The sequence below is a fragment of the Desulfallas thermosapovorans DSM 6562 genome (assembly GCF_008124625.1).
Lineage (GTDB): Bacteria > Bacillota > Desulfotomaculia > Desulfotomaculales > Desulfallaceae > Sporotomaculum > Sporotomaculum thermosapovorans.
In genome coordinates, this window is sequence record NZ_VNHM01000019.1 from 1 (window position 1) to 22579 (window position 22579).

The 22579-nt window shown below is 48.2% G+C and carries 27 protein-coding genes, 2 tRNA genes and 1 pseudogene; 25 read left to right on the forward strand and 5 right to left on the reverse strand.

The features are described from left to right. Positions 1–324: 324 nt before the first annotated feature. Positions 325–465 carry a poly-gamma-glutamate biosynthesis protein PgsC/CapC gene (locus LX24_RS13075; protein WP_341473577.1) on the reverse strand — a complete coding sequence of 47 codons (141 nt, stop codon included), beginning with the start codon at positions 463–465 and terminating at the stop codon, positions 325–327. A 4-nt stretch (positions 466–469) separates the two neighbouring features. Beyond that, positions 470–1267 carry a poly-gamma-glutamate synthase PgsB gene (pgsB, locus tag LX24_RS13080; protein WP_243131746.1) on the reverse strand — a complete coding sequence of 266 codons (798 nt, stop codon included), beginning with the start codon at positions 1265–1267 and terminating at the stop codon, positions 470–472. Positions 1268–1293: 26 nt separating this feature from the next. Between pgsB and LX24_RS13085 the strand changes: the two genes are divergently transcribed. From LX24_RS13085 to LX24_RS13105, 5 genes are all read left to right on the forward strand, one after another. After that, positions 1294–2028: a sensor histidine kinase gene (locus tag LX24_RS13085; protein WP_243131750.1), complete on the forward strand. Its 735-nt coding sequence runs from the start codon at positions 1294–1296 to the stop codon at positions 2026–2028. Positions 2029–2289: 261 nt separating this feature from the next. Next, a complete protein-coding gene (gene trpB / locus LX24_RS13090; protein WP_166512596.1) occupies positions 2290–3474 on the forward strand; it encodes a tryptophan synthase subunit beta in 1185 nt (394 codons plus the stop codon). Further along, complete coding sequence (gene trpA / locus LX24_RS13095; RefSeq protein ID WP_166512597.1) at positions 3467–4258, forward strand: tryptophan synthase subunit alpha; 792 nt, start codon at positions 3467–3469, stop codon at positions 4256–4258. The genes trpB and trpA overlap by 8 nt, the downstream gene beginning before the upstream one ends. A gap of 136 nt (positions 4259–4394) precedes the next feature. Further along, positions 4395–4655: a phosphoribosylanthranilate isomerase gene (trpF, locus tag LX24_RS13100; protein ID WP_279233228.1), complete on the forward strand. Its 261-nt coding sequence runs from the start codon at positions 4395–4397 to the stop codon at positions 4653–4655. Positions 4656–4722: 67 nt separating this feature from the next. Further along, complete coding sequence (locus tag LX24_RS13105; RefSeq protein ID WP_166512599.1) at positions 4723–5055, forward strand: hypothetical protein; 333 nt, start codon at positions 4723–4725, stop codon at positions 5053–5055. Between the two features lie 26 nt (positions 5056–5081). Here the strand turns inward: LX24_RS13105 and LX24_RS13110 are convergent, their stop codons facing one another. Then, positions 5082–5231 (reverse strand): aspartyl-phosphate phosphatase Spo0E family protein, encoded by a 150-nt coding sequence (locus tag LX24_RS13110; protein ID WP_166512600.1) that lies wholly within the window; start codon positions 5229–5231, stop codon positions 5082–5084. A gap of 284 nt (positions 5232–5515) precedes the next feature. On the opposite strand from LX24_RS13110, the gene LX24_RS13115 reads away from it, so the two are divergent. The 4 genes from LX24_RS13115 to LX24_RS13130 are packed head-to-tail and all read left to right on the forward strand — an operon-like array spanning position 5516 to position 8175. Continuing rightward, positions 5516–5983, forward strand: coding sequence for a prepilin-type N-terminal cleavage/methylation domain-containing protein (locus LX24_RS13115; protein ID WP_166512601.1), 468 nt, complete (start codon positions 5516–5518; stop codon positions 5981–5983). A 34-nt stretch (positions 5984–6017) separates the two neighbouring features. Further along, on the forward strand, positions 6018–6395 hold the full coding sequence (locus LX24_RS13120) for a type IV pilus modification PilV family protein (protein ID WP_166512602.1): 378 nt from the start codon (positions 6018–6020) through the stop codon (positions 6393–6395). Between the two features lie 7 nt (positions 6396–6402). Continuing rightward, a complete protein-coding gene (locus tag LX24_RS13125; protein ID WP_166512603.1) occupies positions 6403–6918 on the forward strand; it encodes a PilW family protein in 516 nt (171 codons plus the stop codon). Between the two features lie 33 nt (positions 6919–6951). Continuing rightward, positions 6952–8175, forward strand: coding sequence for a hypothetical protein (locus LX24_RS13130; protein ID WP_166512604.1), 1224 nt, complete (start codon positions 6952–6954; stop codon positions 8173–8175). Between the two features lie 79 nt (positions 8176–8254). Here LX24_RS13130 and LX24_RS13135 read toward each other — a convergent pair whose 3' ends face one another. Then, positions 8255–8887: an HAD-IA family hydrolase gene (locus tag LX24_RS13135; protein ID WP_166512605.1), complete on the reverse strand. Its 633-nt coding sequence runs from the start codon at positions 8885–8887 to the stop codon at positions 8255–8257. Between the two features lie 204 nt (positions 8888–9091). On the opposite strand from LX24_RS13135, the gene LX24_RS13140 reads away from it, so the two are divergent. After that, positions 9092–10552 carry a 4Fe-4S binding protein gene (locus LX24_RS13140; RefSeq protein WP_166512606.1) on the forward strand — a complete coding sequence of 487 codons (1461 nt, stop codon included), beginning with the start codon at positions 9092–9094 and terminating at the stop codon, positions 10550–10552. 79 nt (positions 10553–10631) lie between these two features. On the opposite strand, the gene LX24_RS13145 is transcribed toward LX24_RS13140, so the two are convergent. Then, the gene (locus tag LX24_RS13145; RefSeq protein ID WP_166512607.1) at positions 10632–11135 is read right to left on the reverse strand and encodes a DUF2269 family protein; all 504 of its coding nucleotides are present in this window, start codon (positions 11133–11135) and stop codon (positions 10632–10634) included. Positions 11136–11333: 198 nt separating this feature from the next. Between LX24_RS13145 and LX24_RS13150 the strand changes: the two are divergent. From LX24_RS13150 to LX24_RS13220, 15 genes and pseudogenes are all read left to right on the forward strand, one after another. Further along, positions 11334–11471 (forward strand): annotated as a pseudogene (locus LX24_RS13150) (adenine deaminase C-terminal domain-containing protein); the annotation flags it as partial. 151 nt (positions 11472–11622) lie between these two features. Beyond that, the gene (locus tag LX24_RS13155) at positions 11623–13320 is read left to right on the forward strand and encodes a long-chain-fatty-acid--CoA ligase (RefSeq protein WP_166512608.1); all 1698 of its coding nucleotides are present in this window, start codon (positions 11623–11625) and stop codon (positions 13318–13320) included. A 296-nt stretch (positions 13321–13616) separates the two neighbouring features. Further along, entirely contained in the window at positions 13617–13787 is a 171-nt protein-coding gene (locus LX24_RS13160; RefSeq protein WP_166512609.1) for a hypothetical protein, read from the forward strand. 24 nt (positions 13788–13811) lie between these two features. Next, the gene (locus LX24_RS13165) at positions 13812–14075 is read left to right on the forward strand and encodes a hypothetical protein (protein WP_166512610.1); all 264 of its coding nucleotides are present in this window, start codon (positions 13812–13814) and stop codon (positions 14073–14075) included. Between the two features lie 32 nt (positions 14076–14107). Then, a complete protein-coding gene (locus LX24_RS13170) occupies positions 14108–14935 on the forward strand; it encodes a YkgJ family cysteine cluster protein (RefSeq protein ID WP_166512611.1) in 828 nt (275 codons plus the stop codon). A 139-nt stretch (positions 14936–15074) separates the two neighbouring features. Continuing rightward, complete coding sequence (locus LX24_RS13175; protein WP_166512612.1) at positions 15075–15596, forward strand: DUF6125 family protein; 522 nt, start codon at positions 15075–15077, stop codon at positions 15594–15596. 324 nt (positions 15597–15920) lie between these two features. Continuing rightward, complete coding sequence (locus LX24_RS13180) at positions 15921–17468, forward strand: acyl-CoA carboxylase subunit beta (protein WP_166512613.1); 1548 nt, start codon at positions 15921–15923, stop codon at positions 17466–17468. A 123-nt stretch (positions 17469–17591) separates the two neighbouring features. Continuing rightward, complete coding sequence (locus tag LX24_RS13185) at positions 17592–18374, forward strand: enoyl-CoA hydratase-related protein (RefSeq protein ID WP_166512614.1); 783 nt, start codon at positions 17592–17594, stop codon at positions 18372–18374. Between the two features lie 32 nt (positions 18375–18406). Next, positions 18407–19423 (forward strand): beta/alpha barrel domain-containing protein, encoded by a 1017-nt coding sequence (locus LX24_RS13190; protein WP_166512615.1) that lies wholly within the window; start codon positions 18407–18409, stop codon positions 19421–19423. A gap of 138 nt (positions 19424–19561) precedes the next feature. Continuing rightward, positions 19562–20434 (forward strand): hydroxymethylglutaryl-CoA lyase, encoded by an 873-nt coding sequence (locus LX24_RS13195; protein ID WP_166512616.1) that lies wholly within the window; start codon positions 19562–19564, stop codon positions 20432–20434. A 158-nt stretch (positions 20435–20592) separates the two neighbouring features. Further along, on the forward strand, positions 20593–20781 hold the full coding sequence (locus LX24_RS13200; RefSeq protein ID WP_166512617.1) for an indolepyruvate ferredoxin oxidoreductase subunit alpha: 189 nt from the start codon (positions 20593–20595) through the stop codon (positions 20779–20781). A 195-nt stretch (positions 20782–20976) separates the two neighbouring features. Then, positions 20977–21657 (forward strand): hypothetical protein, encoded by a 681-nt coding sequence (locus LX24_RS13205; RefSeq protein ID WP_166512618.1) that lies wholly within the window; start codon positions 20977–20979, stop codon positions 21655–21657. Between the two features lie 108 nt (positions 21658–21765). Continuing rightward, entirely contained in the window at positions 21766–22254 is a 489-nt protein-coding gene (locus LX24_RS13210) for an HIT family protein (protein WP_166512619.1), read from the forward strand. A 146-nt stretch (positions 22255–22400) separates the two neighbouring features. Continuing rightward, positions 22401–22477, forward strand: a tRNA-His gene (locus LX24_RS13215). A gap of 6 nt (positions 22478–22483) precedes the next feature. After that, positions 22484–22558, forward strand: a tRNA-Gln gene (locus LX24_RS13220). Positions 22559–22579 lie beyond the last annotated feature (21 nt).

A 22579-nucleotide genomic window follows, 5' to 3' on the forward strand; every position in this document is an offset into this window, starting at 1 on the left:
AAGGACCACCTTTACATGGATTGGCTGACCAAGCGTGGCATAGATAAGGCTTTTACTGATGTCATGGTTTGCTTGATTACGTTTATAGCTGCGACAATGGTGCAGATTAAAAGCAAGCTATTGAATACGGCTGCTTAGTTGTTATAACCCCAAAAAGGTTTGTTAAATTTGTTGTTATTTGTGCTATAAGAAGCCATAGGTGGTTTTTTGCGCTTTTTTTGCGTTAGGTTTGATCATATACCTGTATTACGCCATGAAACAAGCTAATTCTTGTTTTGGCTTGTGTTTATCGGTTGTTAGCTTTTGGTGTTTTGGTTCGGAATGTTAATTTTGCAATTGGCTCATGAGTAAAACTAAATATCCCGGCACAACCAGACCGGCAGGTAGGATTCCGGTAATTTCCGTAAATAATAAGCTCAAAACAACACCCAAAATTATAACTGTGGCAACAGTCGTAACAAGCAACTATTTATCCTCCTTTAATAGCTAAGTTTCCTGTGGTACTTGGTCGCACCTGACCTGTTTCCCGGTTGAAGCGGGTTTTTAATTCAGAGGGGAAGTCGTGAATTATCAATTCAACTAATTCGTCGCCACCGCCGTGAATATTGCCAATGCCATAAGTTACTCTATTTTTAAGAGAATCCTTAATTGTTTTATAAACCTCACGGGGAGTCAAACCTTCAGCATTTACATATTTATTGGGAGATATTTTTTTATTATTTACTCCTTCGGTAATTGGATTTACTGTCTGACCCATAGCAACAAGAATATCTATATCCATGTTTGGCAAGACCTCTTCTGCTAACTGTAATGTCCTGTCAACCCTATCAGGCCTGCAATTTACAATTACCATGGGATTTTTTGTCGGGTAACCAAGAGCTGTTATATGCTCCCAAATCATTCGTGTGGAATTGGGATCATTGGCGGCAAAACCATTAACAAAATATGTAGGGCTTTCCTCGTCCAGGGTATAAATCATCAAAGCACCCGGGTCGGGATTGGCGTTTAACATCCCCCTTAACGCAGTATCTTTGTTAATGTTCAGCGCTTTAGCAACAGCCAACGCAATGGCGACATTTTCCGGAAAAATCACATATTTGAATTTCTCCAGGTAACCATCCGGGATCTCTTGTACATTTGCAATTATTACCTTGCAGTTTCTTTTTTTTGCTTCTTCAGTAAAATAGTCATTATATTTGCTATCATCAATAATAAGGGTTCCGTTTTTCGGTATTGTAGCCGTAAAGGACTCTGCAATAAAATCCAAAGTCCGGCCAGCTCAGCCATTTGGCGGTGAGACTGCGGGAGATGCATGCCGAAAGCCGCAGGATGGAAGAAGAAAAAGCCCAATTGTTTGCGGAGATATCGCATGAGTTGCGTACCCCTCTGACTGCTGTGCAGGGATTTGTAGAGGCTATTCGCGACGGTATGGTCCAGGATGAAGCTTTGCTCAAAAGGTACCTGGATACGATTTATACCCAAACAATTCATATTACCAGGCTGGTAGACGACATATTGGCGCTAACCCGCCTGGAAAGCGGCGATGTCACTGTGGAAAAACTGCCGGTGGACTTGGTCCCCCTGGCCCGGGATGTGGTTATTTCCATGGAGGCAATGGCGGACAGCAAGAATACCTCGATTCTGTTCGAGAAAAAAACAGAAAACGCGGTCGTGCTCGGTGATGTTGACCGGATGGAACAGATAATCAGGAACTTGCTGAAGAATGCCGTCCGGGCCACTGAGAACGGCACTGTCAAGGTTGGGGTGGGGGTCCGTCAGGGTGAAGTGGTGCTAATCATTGAGGATGATGGTATTGGTATAGCCCCCGAAGACCTGCCGCACATTTGGGACAGGTTTTACCAGGTAAAGAACCAGCGTGGCGGTTACCTGCAGGAAAAAGGGAGCGGCCTGGGGTTGGCGATTGTGAAGAAGCTGGTTCAGTTACAGGACGGTAGCATAGATGTCACGAGTAAATTGGGGGAGGGAACGACTTTTTACATCAAGTTCCCATCTTATAACCCGAAGTAATGATTGGGGGTTGCAGGGTTGGACCCATTTACTGTAAAAAAATACGTAGCCGCAACCGTTTTATCAAATTGACAACCTTCATGTATTTATATAAAATTAATTAAAATCTAAATAAGATAGTTAGTTATTAAATTAGGTGAGATTAGTTTAGATAAAGTTAGAGTAAGTAGAGCTGAGATGAGCCGGAGAATAGTAAAACACCGGTACTCGTTTGAGTGCCGTTTTTTTATTTTTAAATAACGTAACCAGGGGGTGTGTTATATGAAAAAGGGAAGATTCGGCCGTTACGGCGGGCAGTATATGCCTGAAACATTGATGAAGGCCGTTTGGGAACTTGAAAAGGCTTACGAGTTCTATAAAAACGACCCTGATTTTCAAAATGAGCTGGATGGTTTACTGAAAAAGTACGCTGGCAGGCCTTCACTGTTGTATTATGCGGCGAAGATGACACAGGATCTTGGCGGCGCAAAGATATACCTCAAACGGGAGGACCTTAACCATACGGGCTCCCATAAAATTAACAATGTTCTGGGCCAGGTGCTGCTGGCTAAACGCATGGGGAAAACCCGTGTCATCGCCGAAACGGGTGCCGGGCAGCATGGTGTTGCCACTGCCACGGCTGCTGCATTGATGGATATGGAATGCGAAATCTTTATGGGCAAGGAAGACACCGAACGCCAGGCGTTGAATGTATTTCGCATGGAGTTGCTGGGTGCCAAAGTCCATCCGGTCACCAGCGGAACTATGACTTTAAAAGACGCCGTCAACGAAACCATGCGTGAGTGGACAGCACGTATGGATGATACACTTTATGTCCTGGGTTCGGTTATGGGGCCGCACCCCTTCCCGACCATTGTACGGGATTTCCAAAAGGTTATAGGTAAAGAGATAAAAGAACAACTCATGGCGACCGAAGGAAAACTTCCCGATGTGATCGTCGCTTGTGTCGGCGGTGGCAGCAATGCTATAGGAGCATTCTATGAGTTTATTCAAGACCCGTCGGTAAAACTTATCGGCTGTGAGGCTGCCGGGCTTGGCGTAGATAACCCCAAAAATGCGGCAACGATTGCTAATGGTACAGTCGGCGTGTTCCATGGCATGAAATCCTATTTCTGCCAGAACGAATACGGTCAGATCGCGCCGGTTTACTCCATTTCGGCGGGACTTGATTATCCGGGAATCGGGCCGGAACACGCAAATCTTCACGATACAGGCCGGGCTCAGTACGTACCAATTACGGACGCGGAAGCTGTAGATGCCTTTGAATATCTTTCCCGCACCGAGGGAATCATCCCCGCCGTCGAAAGTGCACACGCCGTAGCCTACGCCAAAGAACTGGCGCCCAGGATGGCGAAGGACCAAATCATCGTCGTTAACCTCTCGGGACGAGGTGACAAAGACGTAGCGGCAATTGCCAGGTACAAGGGGGTATCACTTTATGAGTAGAATTACCAGGGCCTTTGCAAATCGTAAAGCATTCATTCCCTTCGTCACGGGCGGCGATCCCGATATAGAAACCACGGAGAAACTGGTCCTCGCCATGGCGGAAGCGGGCGCTGATCTGATTGAAATTGGTATACCGTTTTCTGACCCGGTTGCGGAAGGCGTCGTTATTCAGGAGGCGGACGAACGCGCGTTGAGGGGCGGCTGCACCACTGATAAACTTTTTGAGATGATCATACAAATTCGTCAAAAAACGGATGTGCCGCTGCTGTTTATGACTTATCTCAACCCTATTTTCACTTACGGGAAGGAAAAGTTTTTAAGCCGGTGTGCCGAATGCGGCATCGACGGCCTCATCGTTCCTGATATGCCGTTTGAAGAAAAAGACGAATTGGCGGATGTCTGTGAGCTCCACGGAATCGATTTAATTTCAATGATCGCCCCCACCTCGCAAGAACGGATAACTATGATCGCCAAAGAAGCCAGGGGGTTCATCTACTGCGTATCTTCCCTTGGCGTAACCGGCGTACGCAGCGAGATTACAACGGACCTTGGCAAAATGGTGCAAAAGGTGCGGGAAGTTACCGGTGTTCCATGTGCCATCGGCTTCGGTATTTCCACACCTGAACAGGCCGGCAGTATGGCCCTGCTGGCCGATGGCGTCATTGTCGGAAGTGCAATTGTAAAGTTGGTGGCAAAATTCGGCAAAGACAGCGTTGAACCCGTTTTAGATTATGTGCGCAGTATGAAAAAAGGCATAGATGATGCCGTTAAAAATAAATCATGAACACACGGAAAACCTTTTTAGGAGGATATAATTTATTAAAACAGTTCCTCCTGTAATGGAAGATCGTATCTTGCAATTTGGAACTGCGGATATTTAAACAATTATAGAGGAACTGTGCAGGACCAGTGTTTATGGATTGCTTGCAGATTCCCGTGTGCCATCAAATGCATCCGCAATTGGTGCCGAACTGGATCTTAAGTTCTGCACGCAGATGATAAATTTATCTACAAAGCCGGTTATTATTGCAGGTGGAATAAATGCCGGTAATGTCGGCAATATTTTAATGCGGACGGGCGCGGACTTCATCGATGTCATGACGGGCGTAGAGAACAGCCCGGGGGAAAAGGATGCTGAATCATTATCGCGCCTGTTAACATCTGTCTCCGTTGCCAAATAGTCTGTTTGCTTGGCAGGAGCTTTTCAATGCTCCCAATACCTTTGATATGGGTAAAGGCAGGTTTGCCGTGGAGTATTTGGGGGACTACAGGGTTGGTTTTGAGGACTGGAAAACCGGGCTAAAACACACTATTTTGCTGGATGAGAGCATGTACAAGGGAAACGAAGCACTCTTGGAAAACATTGATACATGGGTGGATCCGATCTCAGAGTATAAAGTCGTGGATAAAGACAACAACGGAGTTTGTGAGGTTACCAGTATCCAAAGGGTTACCGGTATTGCCCATGTGGATACCATTGCCAGACTGCAAACAACTTACCGCATGGGTAGGGGGTATCAACCGTCCACGATAACACTGGTGGACATTAACGGGAAGGTCTTGGCGGAGAAAAAAATTTAACAGCTAACAATCCCCGGGGCAGCGACCTATGCGGCGACCCTGTGGTACATAACTATAAAATTATCCAGCATCTGACTTGCTTGAAGCAATTCATCGAAACTTGCGCCTGCGTCGATCAGATTATACAATCTGGCACGCAGGTGTTCTATTTCCAAGAGTATTTCCTCCCGAGACATTACAAATCACCTCGGGTTTATACATTTCCTGATCACTTGTGATATTTCCTGCAAAAATAAACATAAAATAATGTCGATATTTATATTAGACTTTTTTTATTTGCGTTGTAAAAAAGAAATAAGTAAAAAATTGGAAATTAGCAAGCTGCATCGGCCAAGTTTTATAGTTTAAAGGTAAATTTTTCCCTGTAAGGAGGTATTTTTTATTATTTGTCAAAATATTAACATTAAAGGTTTAAAAAGGCTGCAGCCCGGTTTTATCGCGCAGGTGTGGTCATTAAGCCATGATAGCGAAAAGGCAAGGTTTTACACTAATTGAACTAAATTTAATTATTTTAACCCTTGGCATTTTAGCCGCCATAGCTGTGCCAACCATGCAAAACTATCTGGCCGAATGCCAATTACAAGCCCATTGCAAGCGGCTGCAGCAAGAGATCGTGTCGGTTGCCCAGGAGGCGCTGGTTAAGGACTCCAGCACCTTCTATATTAGGCTTGATTTACACAATGATAGATACATAGTCAGAGACCCGTCAAGCGGCGTCAATAGATTGGTTGAATTGCCGGCAGGAGTGGATCTGGCGTATTCTAATTTCCCCAGCAATACTATTTACTTTGGTCCCAAGGGTACGCCTAAAGTGGGTGGTACTATCAGGTTGGAGAGTAAAAAAACAGGTATAATGCAGTACGTTATTATTGCCGCCGTCACGGGACGTACCAGAGTAAGTGACAAGCCGCCTTCATGGAATGAATAGCTGAAGTGGCAGCTGCTACAGGGGGTAACTTCGGGTGGGTAATGAGCGGGGATTTGTATTGATGGAGGTTTTATGTTCAATTTTTATTTTGGGCTTTTGTGCCGCCGTCATATTATTCTCACTCTCAACATCTATGAACCAGTCGGCGGCATCTATGCAACAGTTTAAAGCTATGGAGTTGGCCCAGGGGAAGATGGATGAACTTGTAGGCATGGATTACACGTCGGTTGTGACGGTGGGTAAAACATCTTTCCCCGGTGCCGGCGGAGATTTTCAATATGCCATAGATGTAAAGTGTGATAATGAGCATGGCGATCTTTTAAAAAAAATCACTGTGACGGTTTATTATACCGAGCCGGTAAGCGGCCTTGAAAAAACAGTAACCCTGGTGGGAGCCAGGGCAAAAAAGTGATAGAAAAATGTTGGTCCGAAGGAGTAACGAAAAGGGAATAACCCTTGTGGAATTGTTGGTGGCCATGTTTTTAATGGTTGTTTGCCTGGCCGTGGTTAATACGTTATTTGCCTTTGGTTTAAAAAGTTACTTTTTGTATATGGACAGAGTGGAAGTGCAGGAAAATTTAAGGATTGGCATAAATAGAATTTCCCGGGAAGTTCGCCTGGCTTCTCAATTATTATCTTGCGATAATAGCGGGCGGGGTAGAATTACCTTTAAAGTGGTAGATGATTCCAATGAAGATGTCATTTCCTATGCCATTAAAGTGAGTGGAGACAGTGAGGCTGCTTATCAATTGATTCGTTCAGTAAACGGGTTTGGCAATAACCCTGTGGCCAGATATGTACACAAACTTGCTGTAATACCCGATCAGGTGGGACCGGATACCCGGACAGTTACTTTAATTCTAACGGGGGAAAAGGGCAACAGCGGTGAAATGGAGGTTAGCACGACGGTAACGTTGAAAAATTATCAAAGATAACGGGTTGTGGTAATGGCAAACCGGGGGTAGCATATGGGCAGGTTCACCGGCCACCAGGATGGACATACTCTTATTTTGATCATTATAATTTCCACAATACTTTTTATATCCACCACGGTTTTGGGAGCCATTGTGGGTATGAGCTATGTAAATGTAACCAGGGAGGAAGAACTGCTCCGGGTTTATTACGCGGCCGATGCCGGTATTGAAAAGACCCTGGCGATGGTAAAGGCGGAGCCCGCCTTGTTGAACGGCGTGCCCAAAACGGGTGGTGATAACTTTGGCACTGTCATTCCGGAAACAGAGATAAAAAGCGGCGTTACAGCCACAGTGGAGGCCGGCAAGTCAAAGCAAATTATCGGCACCTTGTTGAGCATCAGGTCTTTGGGTAAACGGAAAGCCGTTAACGGCGAACTGTTGGCTCAAAAAACACTCCACTGTGAGGCTGTTGTATATGATCCTGCGGAATATTTTAACGGTTTTATGATTTTGCCGGACCAGCCCGGTGATTTTAATTTTGATGGCATGCTCATGTTAACAGGGGCAGGGAACTTGGTTTTAAACGGCAGCATTAATCTATTTACATTCCCGGTACAATGGGACGGCGATCTTGTTGCAAGCGGCGATGTGAAGGGCGCTGATATTGACAATAACATTTCCGGGCAAATACATGAACGTTACCGGTACATTCCCCCTTTCCCCGATCTTGATGTGGAATATTATTTTAAAATGGCTGATAATAGTGGAAAGGTGTTCGATGGGGGCGTTAGTTTCGGCATTAATACGGGGGCAGGTAAAGGGGAGGAACCGGAAGAGATCAGGGAGCCGGGGGAAACGGGGGAAATGACTGCCTATAACGGTTTTTATTATGTGGATGGGGATTTAGATATTGAAGGGAACTATAGCGGTACCGCACTGTTTTTTTCCACCGGTACCATTACCGTGATGGGAGACCTTAAAAGTTCAACGGGGACTACAGGCGCGGGCGGTTTGACGCTGGTGAGCTTTAAAGATGTGATTATCAACGGGGAGGTAGTTGAGGCTAACATTATAGCCAGTGGTTCTTTGGTCATCCGGCATGGTGCGAAGCTGTACGGTTCGGCTTGCGTGAGAGATGTGAAATTTTTACACGATACGCCGGTAACAGGTCCTTTTGCATTTGAAGTATATGAGGCAAGCAATATCAAGCCCATTGAAGGGGCTTTAAACATACAAATAAAAGAAATACAATGGAAGGAACAGTACCCGGTTTTTTAGAGTATCGCCGGGGTGCGGCTTTCAATGAATCAGAACTGTATATGGAAAAATGAATGCAGCACGGGCATTTTGGCCCGTGCTACATTTGGCACAGGATAAAATCGCATATCTCCGAGGGGTTTTGCGCCAACAGGTCCGGGCCGCAATCCGCCAGCAGTTCCTCTGCGTCATACCCCCATGTTACGGCAATAACTCCGATGTTGTTTTTCCGGCAGGCGACAATATCCCGGCATTCGTCCCCCACATAAATCACTTCACTGCTGCTTAAAGAGTGCCTGGCCAAAAAAACCCCAATGGCTTTGTCTTTACCAAATATTCCACCTGAGGAAATAATGTTATCGAAAAGGTTAATATTGTTATGGTCCAGAAAATCTTTAATATTGTTGGCTGAGTTTGATGAAATAATACTGAGCGCCAGTCCCTTTGCTTTGAGTTGTTGCAGTACTTCCTTCATGCCTTTGTTGGCTTGTAAAGAACGGGTGGCCCGTCTGTATTTTTGGGTTAATTCATGTTTAAGCAGGGGAAGTTTGTAAAAGGGAAGATTAATGGCCCTGCACCTTTGGGGAATGGATAAAGAGCGCAGGTATTCATACTCATCTTCCTTTATTTCCCTGAGCCGGTATTTGGGGGCCAGTTCATTTAGCAATTCAACGGTCAGGTAACGTGATTCCACAATGGTACCGTCGAAATCAAAAATGACATGTTTAATCATTTATACACTCCCCATATAAAAACTTCCGGTTAACGCTGTCAATTACATAACCGGCGGCGTTTTGGTGTTTGGTTTTGGTGTTCGTAAATGTAGTTTACCATATTTCTAAATTGGGCGGCCGGCTTGGGCTGCCTGCAGGAGTATATATTTAAACCATAGAATTTTAAAGGGTGTGAAAAGTAAACCGAAGGGAAGGCCGGTTTTATGGGGCACATGGCGGGTAAGGATATATATCGCAGGTTGGGCGAGAAAATTGACAATCTCACCGTGAAATCCCCTTGGAACGAGGCCCTGCACCGGGTACTCAAGGAGTTGTACACCGAAGAAGAAGCGGACCTGGTGGTGCAAATGCCCTACTTGCTTTCCAGTGCGGATAGAATTGCCGGTATAACCGGCATTGATCCTGAAATAATGCAGGGCCGTCTGGCAAGTTTGGCGGAGAAGGGGTTGGTGCTGGACCTTTACCATGACGGCCGGTACTATTACATGCCCTCTCCGCTTATGGTCGGTATATTCGAGTTTACCATGATGCGCAGCGGCAGCTTTAACCCCACGGTTGCGGCGAACCTGTTTTACGCCTACCTGTCCGGCAGCGGGGATTTTTACCGGGCTAACGCCGGTGACGGGCAGCAAATCGCCTTGGCCAGGGCTCTACCATATACAGATGCGGTGGCACCGGAAGATGTGGTGGAAATTCTGCCATATGAAAAAGCCGAGGCCATTGTGGACAGCCACAGGCAATATGCCATCGGTACCTGTGCCTGCCGGCACGAGAAGCTGCACAGCGGCCACAAAAACTGTTCCGTGCCCCTGGACACCTGCATGTCCTTTGGTTATGCTGCGGATTATTTGATCAGGCATAATATGGCCGTGCAGGTCAGCCGCGGTCAGGCAATGGAGAACCTGGCCCGCTGCCGGGAATTGGGGCTGGTGTTTTGCGCCGATAACGTGCAAAGGAACGTCACCTTTATTTGTTGCTGCTGTGCTTGCTGTTGCAATATGCTCCAGGGCATCAATAGGTTCGGGTATCCCGGCTTTATCAAAACCTCCGGCTTTATTGCAACTGTGGAGAGTGATAAATGCACGGGCTGTGGCCGGTGTGCCGCGGCTTGCCCGGTAAAGGCCATCCGTTTGGCGCCTGTCCAAAGAGGTAATCCGGCCAATTCGGTGCTGGCCGGTGCGCTGCCCGCCCGGGGTGGAGCACCGGTTGGTTTGGACGCAGTCGCTCCGCTACCCGGTCAGGGTAACGAAACCCTTGGTTACCCGGAAAGCAAGCCCGTGTCCGGGCCGGCTTCCGGCAGCGTACAGAAACCCGTGAAGTTTTCCTTAATAGATGAAGATATCTGCCTGGGGTGCGGGGTGTGCGTAACGCAATGTGTTTTTCGGGCACTGCGGCTTAGAAAACGCCGCCAGAGGGTGCTGCCCCCGGAGACCACTTTTGAACGCAACATACTGGCCTGTCTGGAAAGGGGAACCCTGCAGAACTACATATTTGACGATCCCGGTGCCGTCACCCACCGGGTGATGCGGGGTATCCTGGGGGGTATTCTGAAACTACCCCCGGTTAAAAAAGCGCTGGTCAGGGATACATTCCGTTCCGCTTTTATTAATACACTTGTGGCGGTGGTAAAGCTAACGGATAAACACTGGATTACCAAACTTTAAGAGGCTGTCCGAAAAGCCCGTGCGAGGCCCATTTTAATCTCTGTGAAATTGTAATCAATCATATTGAAATAAAAACCCTTTATTTACCAGCCCTTTTCCCCCAGGGTTTAAATACGGAAATAAAGGCCGCCAGAACCAGGACAAAGGCTTGCAATGAACCCAAATACCTGTTCATTGCAGCAAATTGCAAGTATGTTGCATTTTGCAGCGCCGCCAGCCCTTCAACCCTGGAGATGGCTTCCATGCCGTTAACCCAGGGACCCAGATAAAAGGTGCCAAATAAGATTGCTGATATATTAATTATATATTTAAGGATGATCCATTTATATTTAAAAAAACCCCAGTTGGTTAGCCATGAAAATAAAATACCTGTAATCAAACAGCCTATTGCCGCAGGGATAATGATAAAGTCATCAATTAATTTCACTGACATGTTGACCGCCCAGAGTTCATTCCCGTTGGAAATGTGGTTTCTAACAAAGCCAAGCAGCAGCATGGCTGCGGCTGAGCCGATCCACATACAGGCAAAAAAGATATGGAAACCCTTTAACCACGCTTTTCCCGTAAGGCCTATTTTTGGCATTAGTCCTACCCCTTTCATTATATAAAATGGACAAGTCATATGTAAGTAAATAATTATCCACTGTTCCACCGGTTTAAATTAAATATAACCGCCCTCATATAATTGTCAAGGCAATTATATGAGGCGGTTATCTACGTTACTTCGGTATCCCCGGTTCATCTGTGCGCAACTCGGTGCATTTGCGGGAGCGGCTGGTGTTGTCATTTGGTGTCCCCCTTTATGACCATGTCACTACTATCCCTGCCTGTGCTGCCGGAACTGCGCATAACCAACCGGGGCTTGGTGGATACCCGGGAATTTAAGTTTGTCGATTTTGTAACTATTTATCAATATTAGTATATAGAGAGCAACCCGAGTAATATTTTAAAATTTACATTATTGAAAAATTTCTATTTTTGTGATATTGTTTAAATAATTAGAAAGTTTAAATTATTACCTTTTTTGAATGATTAATCATTCAGTGAATTTTTTTAAGGAGGTCATTTAAATGGCTAGGGGAGAATTTTTTTGGACCAAGTATTATCCTGAAGGGGTGCCCGAACAGATAGAGATACCCAGTGTACCCCTTTACCATCTTTTAGAACAGGCCGTCCAAAGGCATCCAAATAACATTGCCACGATTTTTATGGGCCATAAGTTGACCTTTACCCAGCTCAAAGAGCAGGTAGACAGGTTTGCCACGGCTCTGGATGCCCTGGGGGTGAAAAAGGGGGACCGGGTGGCGGTGATGCTGCCTAACTGTCCCCAAACAGTGATTGCGTACTATGCCATTGTCAGTATCGGTGCCGTGGCAGTGATGACCAATCCCCTTTATATGGAAAGAGAATTATCTCACCAGCTTAGGGATGCCGATGTTCAAACATTAATATATCTTGATGCCCTTGGTCAGAAGGTGTTTAATGTGCTGCCACAGACAAGGGTTAAAAATTTAATTGTCACCGGCGTGCAGGATTATTTACCTTTGCCCCTTAATCTGCTTTATCCTATAAAAGCTAAAAAACAGGGACAGGTGCTGGACGTTCCCAAAGACCGGGGGATCCTCCGGTTTAAGGAATTGCTGCAGAGGCATTCACCGCAGCCGCCAAGGGTGCAGTTGGATCCTGAAAATGACCTGGCTCTGCTGCAGTATACCGGGGGGACCACCGGGTTGTCCAAGGGTGCTATGCTAACCCATAAAAATCTGGTGGCCAATGTAATGCAGGTTCGCTCATGGTTCCCCGATTGCCAGGAGGGGGAGGAAAGAATACTGGGCGCCCTGCCGTTCTTTCACGTGTTTGGTATGACGGTGGTCATGAACTTTGCCATATACTGCTGCTCCACCATGATACTACTGCCGCGTTTTGAAATTGATACAGTATTACAGCAAATAAACAAGTACCGTCCTACCTTGTTTCCCGGTGCACCCACCATGTACGTGGCGGTTATATCCCACCCCGAGGTGAAAAAATATGATATTTCATCTATAAAAGCCTGTATTAGCGGGGCTGCTCCGCTGCCCGTGGAGGTGCAGGAAAAGTTTGAGAGCTTGACCGGGGGTAAACTGGTTGAGGGATACGGGTTAACGGAGTCATCCCCGGTTACCCACAGCAACCCCATTTATGGGACCAGGATTGCGGGTTCCATTGGCCAGCCCGTGCCCAATACCAATGTAAAAATTATGGATACCGAGCTGGGCACCCGGGAAATGCCGCTGGGTGAGATCGGAGAACTCTGTATCAAGGGGCCCCAGGTAATGAAAGGGTACTGGAATATGCCTGACGAAACGGCCAAAACGCTCCGGGACGGCTGGCTGTACACCGGGGATATTGCCCGGATGGATGAGCAGGGATTTACTTATATAGTGGATCGTAAAAAGGATATGGTTATTGCCGGTGGCTACAATATTTATCCCCGGGAAGTGGAGGAAGTTTTATACGAACACGACAAAGTGCAGGAAGCGGTGGTGGCGGGCGTGCCCGATCCCTACCGGGGTGAGACGCTGAAGGCGTATATCATTCTCAAGGAGGGGCAGCAGGCCAGTGAGCAGGAGATCATAGATTTTTGTTACAAACACCTGGCCAAATACAAAGTGCCTAAAAAGGTTGAGTTTCGGGATGAATTGCCGAAAACAATGGTGGGTAAAATATTGCGCCGCATCCTGGTGGAGGAGGAAAAGGCCAAGCTGGAAAAGGCCGCTAAAAAGTAAACAAAAAAAAGATAGGTTGATAGTGTTTGCTTTGTTATCACTGCTTACTCCGATTTGACCCGTACAGCAATGTGGCTCTCCCCGGGCAGAATGTATATATTAATGTGAAGGGCAGGATAATTTATATTAGTAATGAATTAGTTAAATAGTCGTTGGAAAACAAGCTTTGGTGTCAGGTGTTGAAGGATTGAAAGTTAAAGAATTTTTAATCCTTCAACACCCGGCGCCACCGTGTAAGGTTAATCTATATACTTTTCAAACAGGTAAGAAAACGTGTAGAAAGGAAATGGAATTAAATGCCGGCCCAGATATTGTTGGCTGCCATCAACCGGGAGCAACTGGCCACCGCCAGCCGCATTGCGGCTGCCCGGGGGATGGTTGTTTTTGGTACCATGGATGGCGGGTTGTTGAAAAAAATAGAAACCGGTGGCACCGTTGTGCCCGTATATTTTTACGAGCCCGGTTGAGACTGGCCCCGTAAAGTGGTTGCCGTGGGCAATCTTAAAGCTGTTTGGACCGATTTGCCCGATGTGGACGAAGAGATAACCTTTAAAAAAGAATTTCATCGCTGTTTCGGGTGCGGTTGGGACAAGGTGATGCTGGGGGCGGAAAAGCCCTTTGATCACCACCGGTACTGGGACGGCTACTTTGCCGTGGCGAGTGTGGCGCCCGGCCAGGGCCTTACCGTTCTTGATGTTGCCGTGGCGGGCGGTGATGGTATCAAGCCGGTGTGTTATAATGTTATTGTGACTTAAAATACGGGGAGTACGGGGAAGGAGAGCGCTTAATGGTTTTGGATTTTCAACAAGGGATTATGGAGAAGTTGACCAATGGCACCCTGGAACAGCTCAATATGGAGGACAAGTTTAACTTTGCCTGCGGGCCGGAATGTATGGGCCGGTGCTGTCAAAACATCACCATTTTACTGGACCCGTGGGATGTGGAAGTGATGGCCCGGCACCTTGACATGCCCGGCCAGCAGTTTTTTACCCGTTATTGTGCAACGGAACCCGACCGGGACAGCGGTTGGCCCCTGGTGTGGCTGGCCAGCGCCGCAAAGGGGCATTGTGCATTTATGCTGGAGGATGGCCGGTGTTCCATATACCCGGCCCGGTCCCGCAACTGCCGCACTTATCCCCTGGGCCGGGCCGTGCGCTACCACCGGGACGGTGACCGGTGTCGCAAAGAAGAGCGTATTTTTATGGTGGATCGCATGCAGTTTTGCCTGGGCCACACCTCCCAGCGGGTTTGGACAGTCCAGGAATGGTTTGATGATACTGCTGCACAGGATTTTTATCTAATGTCCGATGAATATACCGAACTGGTTGATTATGCGGTACGGGTACTACAGTGCCGGGAATGGCTAAGCCCAAAGATAATACAAATGCTAATGCCATTTTTGTTTGCCCCGGATATGCTGCGTAACAAGCTTAATATCAGCGAGGAACAAATTGAGCACCGGGAATTCCACCGCCGCCGCATGCAAGCCGTTAAACTTATTCTCACCGATATAGCTTCGGGATTTGGTTACGGGCCGCAGGCCGAGGTTGGTGTAGATGCCTTTACCGGCAGCCTGATGGACCGGGTGCGGAAGGTCATGCTTGCCGGTGCATAAAACTGAAAAGCAGGCTTGATATATTAACTGTCCCGGGCATTTTTATCGCCCGGGATTTTTGCCGCCGGGCGGGGTGTAAAATCACAGGCATATATTTTGCATATGAACATAATTAAATAATTTCGCGGGGGGATTTGTTATGTCATCTGTCAAAAACATACATGATTTAACCCGGGAGCAGTTAATTGATTTTGTAGCTGATTTAAGTAAACGCTGGCTGGCTCATGACGGGCTATGGTTTCAGGCTGTAGAAAAAAAATACGGCCTGGACAAGGCCATTGAGGCCGATGCCGCAGCCTGGGAAAAGTTTACCGTCAACGAGGCCAACCGGATTAAAAAGTTTCTCGGCCTGCCCGAGCAGGGTGGATTGGATGCCCTGGAGCAGGCTTTGCGGTTCCGCCTGTATGCCTTTTTAAATAAGCAGGAAATTATCCGCCAGGCGCCCAATAAGCTGGTATTTCGAATGAACACCTGCCGGGTGCAGGCAGCCCGGGAGCGTAAAAAAATGGACTTTTTCCCATGCAAGCCCGTAGGATTGGTGGAATATAGCGGTTTTGCCCGTACCATCGACCCGCGTATCAGTACCCGGTGTATTTGCTGCCCGCCCGATGAGCCTGAAGAGGGTTGCCACTGTGCCTGGGAGTTCACACTGGAGGAGTAAATTGTAAACAAAAGTAGCACATGGTTGTTAACGGCCGGTAATGCTGCTCTGGGGCTTTAGCCGGCCTCATTTTATATATAGTGTATATAGCAGGCGAATGGGTTTATAAAAGCTGGTATTGATTTTGCATTATAACTTTTAATAAATACTTTAATAAATTAAACCCGGGTGCGCCAATTGGAGGTGATGGTTGTTAAAAGGGCGCCAATGACTGCCGCATAGACGGTGGGGGGATATTTGGCGAATAAAATGTCTAAATATTCAACCATTTAAAAATGTAAAAAATATTTACACAATATACTTTCTTTTACGGGGGTATGAATGATGAGTGATAAAAACCTGCAGGCCCTTGATGTGGAGCTAAACGAAAAAGCCTCTATGATTAAAAAGGGCGGTGCTCCCAAGTACCATGCCAGTAATGCCAAAAAGGGCAAACTGTTCGCCCGGGAGAGGTTGGAACTGCTGCTTGATCCCGGTTCCATCACAGTGGAGGACGGACTGTGGGCCAATAACCTGGCGGATGGCCTGCCGGCTGATGGTGTAGTGACAGCCGTGGGTAAAATTCACGGGCGTACTGTATGTGTAATGGCTAATGACTCTACGGTGAAGGCAGGCTCCTGGGGCTGGCGCACGGTGGAAAAAATTATCCGTATTCAGGAGACGGCCATGAACATGCAGGTGCCCATGCTGTACCTGGTGGACTCCGCCGGGGCCAGAATTACGGACCAGATCGAAATGTTTCCCGGCCGTCGGGGTGCGGGTCGTATTTTCTACAACGAGGTAAAGATGTCGGGCATGGTACCGCAAATATGCCTGCTATTTGGACCCTCCGCCGCGGGCGGGGCTTATATTCCCGCCTTTTGCGACGTGGTGTTCATGGTGGAAGGTAATGCCAGCATGTACCTGGGCTCACCCCGGATGGCGGAAATGGTGATTTTTGAAAAGGTTACCCTGGAGGAAATGGGCGGTGCCCGGATGCACTGCAGTGTCAGCGGGTGCGGTGATTTGCTGGCGGCTACGGAGCAGGAGGCCATCGAAGCTTGCCGCCGCTACCTCACCTACCTGCCCCAGAATTACAGGGAAAAAACTCCTTTGGTTCATGCACAGCCGCCTGCCCCGGGGCGAGATATTGAAGAAATAGTACCGGTGGAAGAAAACCAGGCCTTTGATATGTATGAAGTAATCAACCGGCTTATTGACCGGGACAGCTGGTTTGAGATTAAAAAGTTGTTCGCCCCGGAATTAATCACGGGTTTGGCCCGGATTGGCGGCCGGGCGGTGGGTATACTGGCCAACCAATCCCTGGCTAAAGGCGGTGTGCTATTTGTCGATTCGGCGGATAAAGCGGCCCGGTTTATGAACTTGTGCGACGCCTTTAATATTCCTTTGCTATTTTTAATGGATGTGCCCGGGTTTATGATTGGCTCCGCCGTGGAGCGCCAGGGTATTATCCGGCACGGAGCCAAAATGATTTCGGCCATGTCCGAGGCCACGGTGCCCAAGGTGTCCGTGGTGGTACGCAAGGCTTACGGGGCGGGGCTTTACGCCATGTGCGGGCCGGCCTTTGAACCCGATTGCTGCATGGCCCTACCTTCGGCCATGATTGCAGTAATGGGGCCCCAGGCGGCTGTGAATGCGGTATACGAAAACAAGATCAACGCCCTGCCCCCCGAGGAACGGCCTGCCTTTGTACAGCAAAAACGGGAAGAGTACGCCCGGGACGTGGATATATACCGCCTGGCCTCGGAGTTGGTGGTGGACCATATAGTGAGCGGTGCCGAACTGCGGGATGAGCTAATTAAACGGTTTGCGTTATACGAGTCCAAGACCAGGGTGTTCACGGAACGCAAACACCCGGTTTACCCCGTTTAAGTTTTATGTACTCGTTTATGCCGGTGTTTTTTAGCCGGTAAAGCGCGGTTCTTTGTCGAAACGGCAGGGCCAAATGGTGCCGTTTACCCGAGGAATTGTTGATAAGGAGGCAAGTGTTGCGTTATGGAATACCAGAACATCAAATTAACCAGGGAGGGCCACGTAGCTATCATGGCCATTAACCGGCCCGGGGCCATGAACGCCCTGAGTACCCAAACCGCCCGGGAGATACTGTCCGCCTTGGAGGAAATGGAACTGGATGACAATGTGTTTGCTGCGGTCTTTACCGCCGAAGGTGACAAAGCCTTTTGTGTAGGCGCCGATCTCAAGGAAAGAAAGAACATGACCCGGGAGGAAATGAAAAAACAGCGGGCCCTTTTCGTTCGCACTTTTACGGCAGTGGCCGAGTTCCCCAAGCCGCTGGTGGCGGCGGTAAATGGTTTCGCCCTGGGAGGCGGTTGTGAATTCGCCCTGGGATGTGACTTTATCATTGCTTCGGAAAAGGCTTCCTTTGGCCTGCCAGAGGTGGGTTTGGCCATTATACCCGGTGGGGGCGGTACCCAGCTTATGCCCAGGGTAATCGGGCGTAATCTGGCCAAGGAGCTTATTTTTACCGGGCGGCGTATCAGCGCCCGGGATGCTTATAAAATCGGCCTGGTTAACCATGTGGTGCCGGCGGATCAGTTAATGGAAAAGACCATGGAGATCATGCGAGAGATAACTAAAAACGGCCCGGTGGCTTTGCAGCAAGCCAAGCGGTCAATCAACCTGGGGTTGGAACTGGAGCTGCATACTGCTTTGGCCCTGGAAGCCGAGTGTTACAATGTCTGCCTGGCCACCGAGGACCGGGATGAGGGGTTGCTGGCTTTTAATGAAAAGCGTAAGCCTGTGTATAAAGGCAGGTAAAAACTTACTTTTTGGTTGTGAGGAGGGTATATATGTTTCAGCTGCAATATCCCAAAAAAGTGCGTATAGGTGAAATAACCGTAAGGGACGGTTTTCAGCATGAGGAAATAATTGTGCCCACCAATGCCAAGCTGTGGGTTTTGGAAGAGTTGATACTGGCAGGTTTTAAGGATGTTGAGGTCACCAACCTTGGAAATCCCCGGGGCATGCCCCAGTTTGCCGATGCCGATGAACTTTTCTATAAACTGTATAACTCCAGGAGAGTGAAAGATAAGCTGGCCGGTGTTGAACTCACTGCCATCACCATCAGGGAAAAGGCGGTGGACCGGGCTATCGAATTAAAGAAAAAGGGTTATGGTCCCACCCGTATATTGCAGATGGTATCCACATCGGCTTCGCACATGTATAAAAATTCGGGGCTGGATCACCAGGGGTATTGGAAGATGACGGAAGAATCCATTAAAAAAGCCCATGATGCGGGCATTAAGGTCAACGGCACTGTAAGTACCATCTGGGGTTGCCCAATCGAAGGACCCACCGAGCTGAAAGAAGCGGTAAAGTTTACCAAAAGGTACCTGGAACTGGGGGCCGACGATATTGAGCATGCCGATCATGACGGGTCTGCACCGCCCAATAAAGTATACGAGTATTTTTCCATGATTTTGGATGCTATCCCCAACCCCGATTTGCACATAGCTCACTTCCATGTTACCCGGGGCTGGGGCCTGGCCAATGTGTTGGCTGCACTGCAGGCCGGTATTACCCGTTTTGAATGCACCATGGGCGGTACGGGCGGCCAGCCTGCTAATTTTGTGGGCGGCTGCCCCGTATCGGGTACCGGTTCATATTATTACCAGGACCCCAATATCGTCGGCCTGGTATCCACCGAGGATATGGTGGTGATGATGGACGAAATGGGCATTGACACGGGCGTTGATGTGGACCGGGTGCTGGAAATAGGTCGTATGGTGGAGAAAATTCTGGGCCGCCGGCTGCGTAGCGAATGCATTAAAACAGGACGTATTCCCAAGGGGGCTACCGGTTTCTAGTCCATAACGGGTGTCGTACCATTAGCATAAACAAAACACCCATGCCGGCAGGTGAGCCTGTTTTGCATCGTCCAACGGGCCATCGGTGATGGCATTGGTTGGCAAAGGTTGTCATTAACGAAGTTGGGGGGGCGGGCGGTGTATTGGCCTGAAAAAATTATGATTCGCGAGGTTGGCCCCAGGGACGGCTTGCAGAATGAAAAAGTCATGCTGTCCACCACTATGAAAATTGCTTTAATCAGGCAACTGGCCGGTGCCGGTATCAAGGCCATAGAAGCCACTTCCTTCGTGCATCCCCGGGCTGTGCCCCAGTTAAGTGATGCCGAAGCCGTGCTTAACGGGTTGGAGGGGCTTGATCCCGGGGTGACTGTCAGTGCCCTGGTGGGCAATGTCAAAGGGTTGCAAAGGGCGCTGGCTGTGCGGCATACGCCTCTAAAGGAGATAGTGGTGGTGGCCTCCGCCAGTGAAGCCCATAACCGGGCCAACCTGAATTGTTCAGTGGCCGGTACGCTAAATAATATTAAAGAAATATGCCGCCTGGCCGGAGGACTGCTTCAGGTGCGGGGTACCGTGGCCACAGCTTTTGGTTGCCCTTACCAGGGGGTTATCGGTGCCGGTGATGTTTTTAGAATCATTGAAGGTATGCTGGAGGCGGGTATTCGGCAAGTCGGGCTGGCGGATACAGCGGGCCTTGGTAATCCCCGGCAGGTATATGAGCTGGTTCATGAGGTGAAGAGGCGTTACCCGCAAGTATGCTGGGGGCTGCACTTGCACGATGCCAGGGGGTGGGGATTGGCAAGTGCCGTTACCGGCGTGTTGGCAGGGGTAAGCGTGCTGGAATCATCCCTTGGCGGGTTGGGTGGTTGCCCTTTTTTGCCCGGTGCCGCCGGCAACCTGGCCACCGCCGGCCTGGTGGAGATGCTGGGCAATATGGGTATTGAGACCGGAGTGGATCTTCCACGATTGAACCGGTGTACCCGGTATTTGGAACAGTGTTTGGGCGGGCCGTAATCGACATAAAACAGCTTTAGCCTTATTTTTTATTATGGTTCGCAAAAATTACTATGGACGTAATCGTTGGGGTTTTGTACAATTAGATAGACGGTTAATTAACCGGCATTAAGGGGTACGAGCCCCGGAAATTAATTGGAGAGAGGGAGGTCCTTTACATGTTCATGGTGCAAATCGACCCGGATAAATGCGAAGGTTGCGGCGAATGCACTGCTTCCTGCCCGGCTGAAATCCTGGAAATGGACGGCGATAAAGCCACCGTCTCCGGTGATCCCAGTGACTGCCTGGGTTGCGAAACCTGCGTAAGCGTTTGCCCGAACGGTGCTGTTACCATTAGCGAATCATAATATAAAATTAAATATGATCGCATAATAAACCCATGTCCCATCGGATGTGGGTTTATTATTTTATATGTTCGACCATTTGTTACTTGACGGCGCAAATTTTGTCCGGTACATCGTTAAATGAAGTCAGGAAGCGACATTATAAATCGTTGTTGCCGGAAGTAAAAACCTTTATCATTATTATTGGAGGTGAACAGCTTGTATTACATCTTGGGAGTAACCGGTGACGGCCTGGAAATGGGCTGTGATTTTGGTTTTGACATGATTGAACGCATAATACTGGACGATATTCTCATGGAGGTCCCCCAAAAGGTGATGAGCCAGTTGGTGAAGGTTAAAAGATTTTCATATTTTGGGGACAAGCCCGATTTTAAAGGCGCTGATTTGGTGGGGCAAAAGGTGCAGCGCCTGCTGCTGGAATACGGTATAGAGGTTTTGCGCGAGCATTGCCAGTCCGTGGTGGCGGAAAGAAAGCCTCTGCTGGCGACGTTGAAGAGGGTGCGGATTAAACTTTGGAACCTGCCGGGTTGGCAATGCAGCACGAAAATAACTCCCATCGGGCTTTTCAATCATATAGTTCTATTTCATCCCCAGCTGCTGCGCGGTTTGCTGGGTAAAGAAAAATACGGGGTCTGGAACCACGAACATGACCGGGTAAGAGCCATCGGTGTATTAAATAAATTTATTGATTTTTTGGAACATAACGACAACTTGCGACAAATAGTAATTTATAATGAATTAACTTGTCCCCATTGGGACGCCTCGGGGGAAATGCAATTCGACAGCAGTGGCCGGCTGGTTTCTTTTAATTATTTCGGCCGGGGTAACGGGCAGTCATATAAATATTACCCGCAGTTGGAAGTGTGGCAGAGAAAGTAGTAAATACCGGGGTATTGGTGCTTGGGGCCTGGTGTCAGGCAGGATTTGCCCCGCGAATAAAGAAAATGTTACTATATAAAAATTAACAACGGCACAGGGGGCAAGGATATGGACAGGCTATGGGCGCCATGGCGCGGTGTCTATATAGGTAAAGAACATGGCTCGGAGTGTATTTTTTGTGCAAAGTTAAGTGCGGGTTTGGAGCAAGACAGGGAAAATTTCGTCCTGTACCGGGGCGACAAGGTATTTGTGATCTTAAATATCTATCCCTATAACAATGGTCATTTGCTGGTGGCACCCAATCGCCACGTGGGTGATATTGAGGATCTGGATATTGATGAAATGCAGGAATTATTTGCTGTCACCCGGCATATGGTCAAGGTGCAGCGTAAAGCGTTTAATCCCAACGGTTTCAACGTGGGGATTAATTTGGGTAAAGTAGCGGGGGCCGGCATACCGGGGCATTTGCATATCCACATAGTGCCCCGCTGGGAAGGTGACGCCAACTTTATGCCTGTGTTGGGTGATGTCCGGGTAATATCTGAAGCTTTGGAGACTACCTTTGCCAAACTGAAACAGGCATTGGAGCAGGAGTAGTAATTCTACCGTACAAAAATTGTGATCGCCAGAAAATATGGCTCAAAAATATGGTTAATATTACTAGAAAACATTTCTTGACTTTAATTAAGGGATATGATAAGATAATTCTTGCGTTGAGGAAAAGACATTTATATAGTAATGTGGTGGATGTAGCTCAGCTGGTTAGAGTACCAGATTGTGGCTCTGGGGGTCGTGGGTTCAAATCCCATCATCCACCCCAATTTCTTGGGGCGTAGCCAAGCGGTAAGGCAACGGGCTTTGGACTCGTCATTCGTTGGTTCGAATCCAGCCGCCCCAGCCAAAACCGGTCGCTATGCGACCG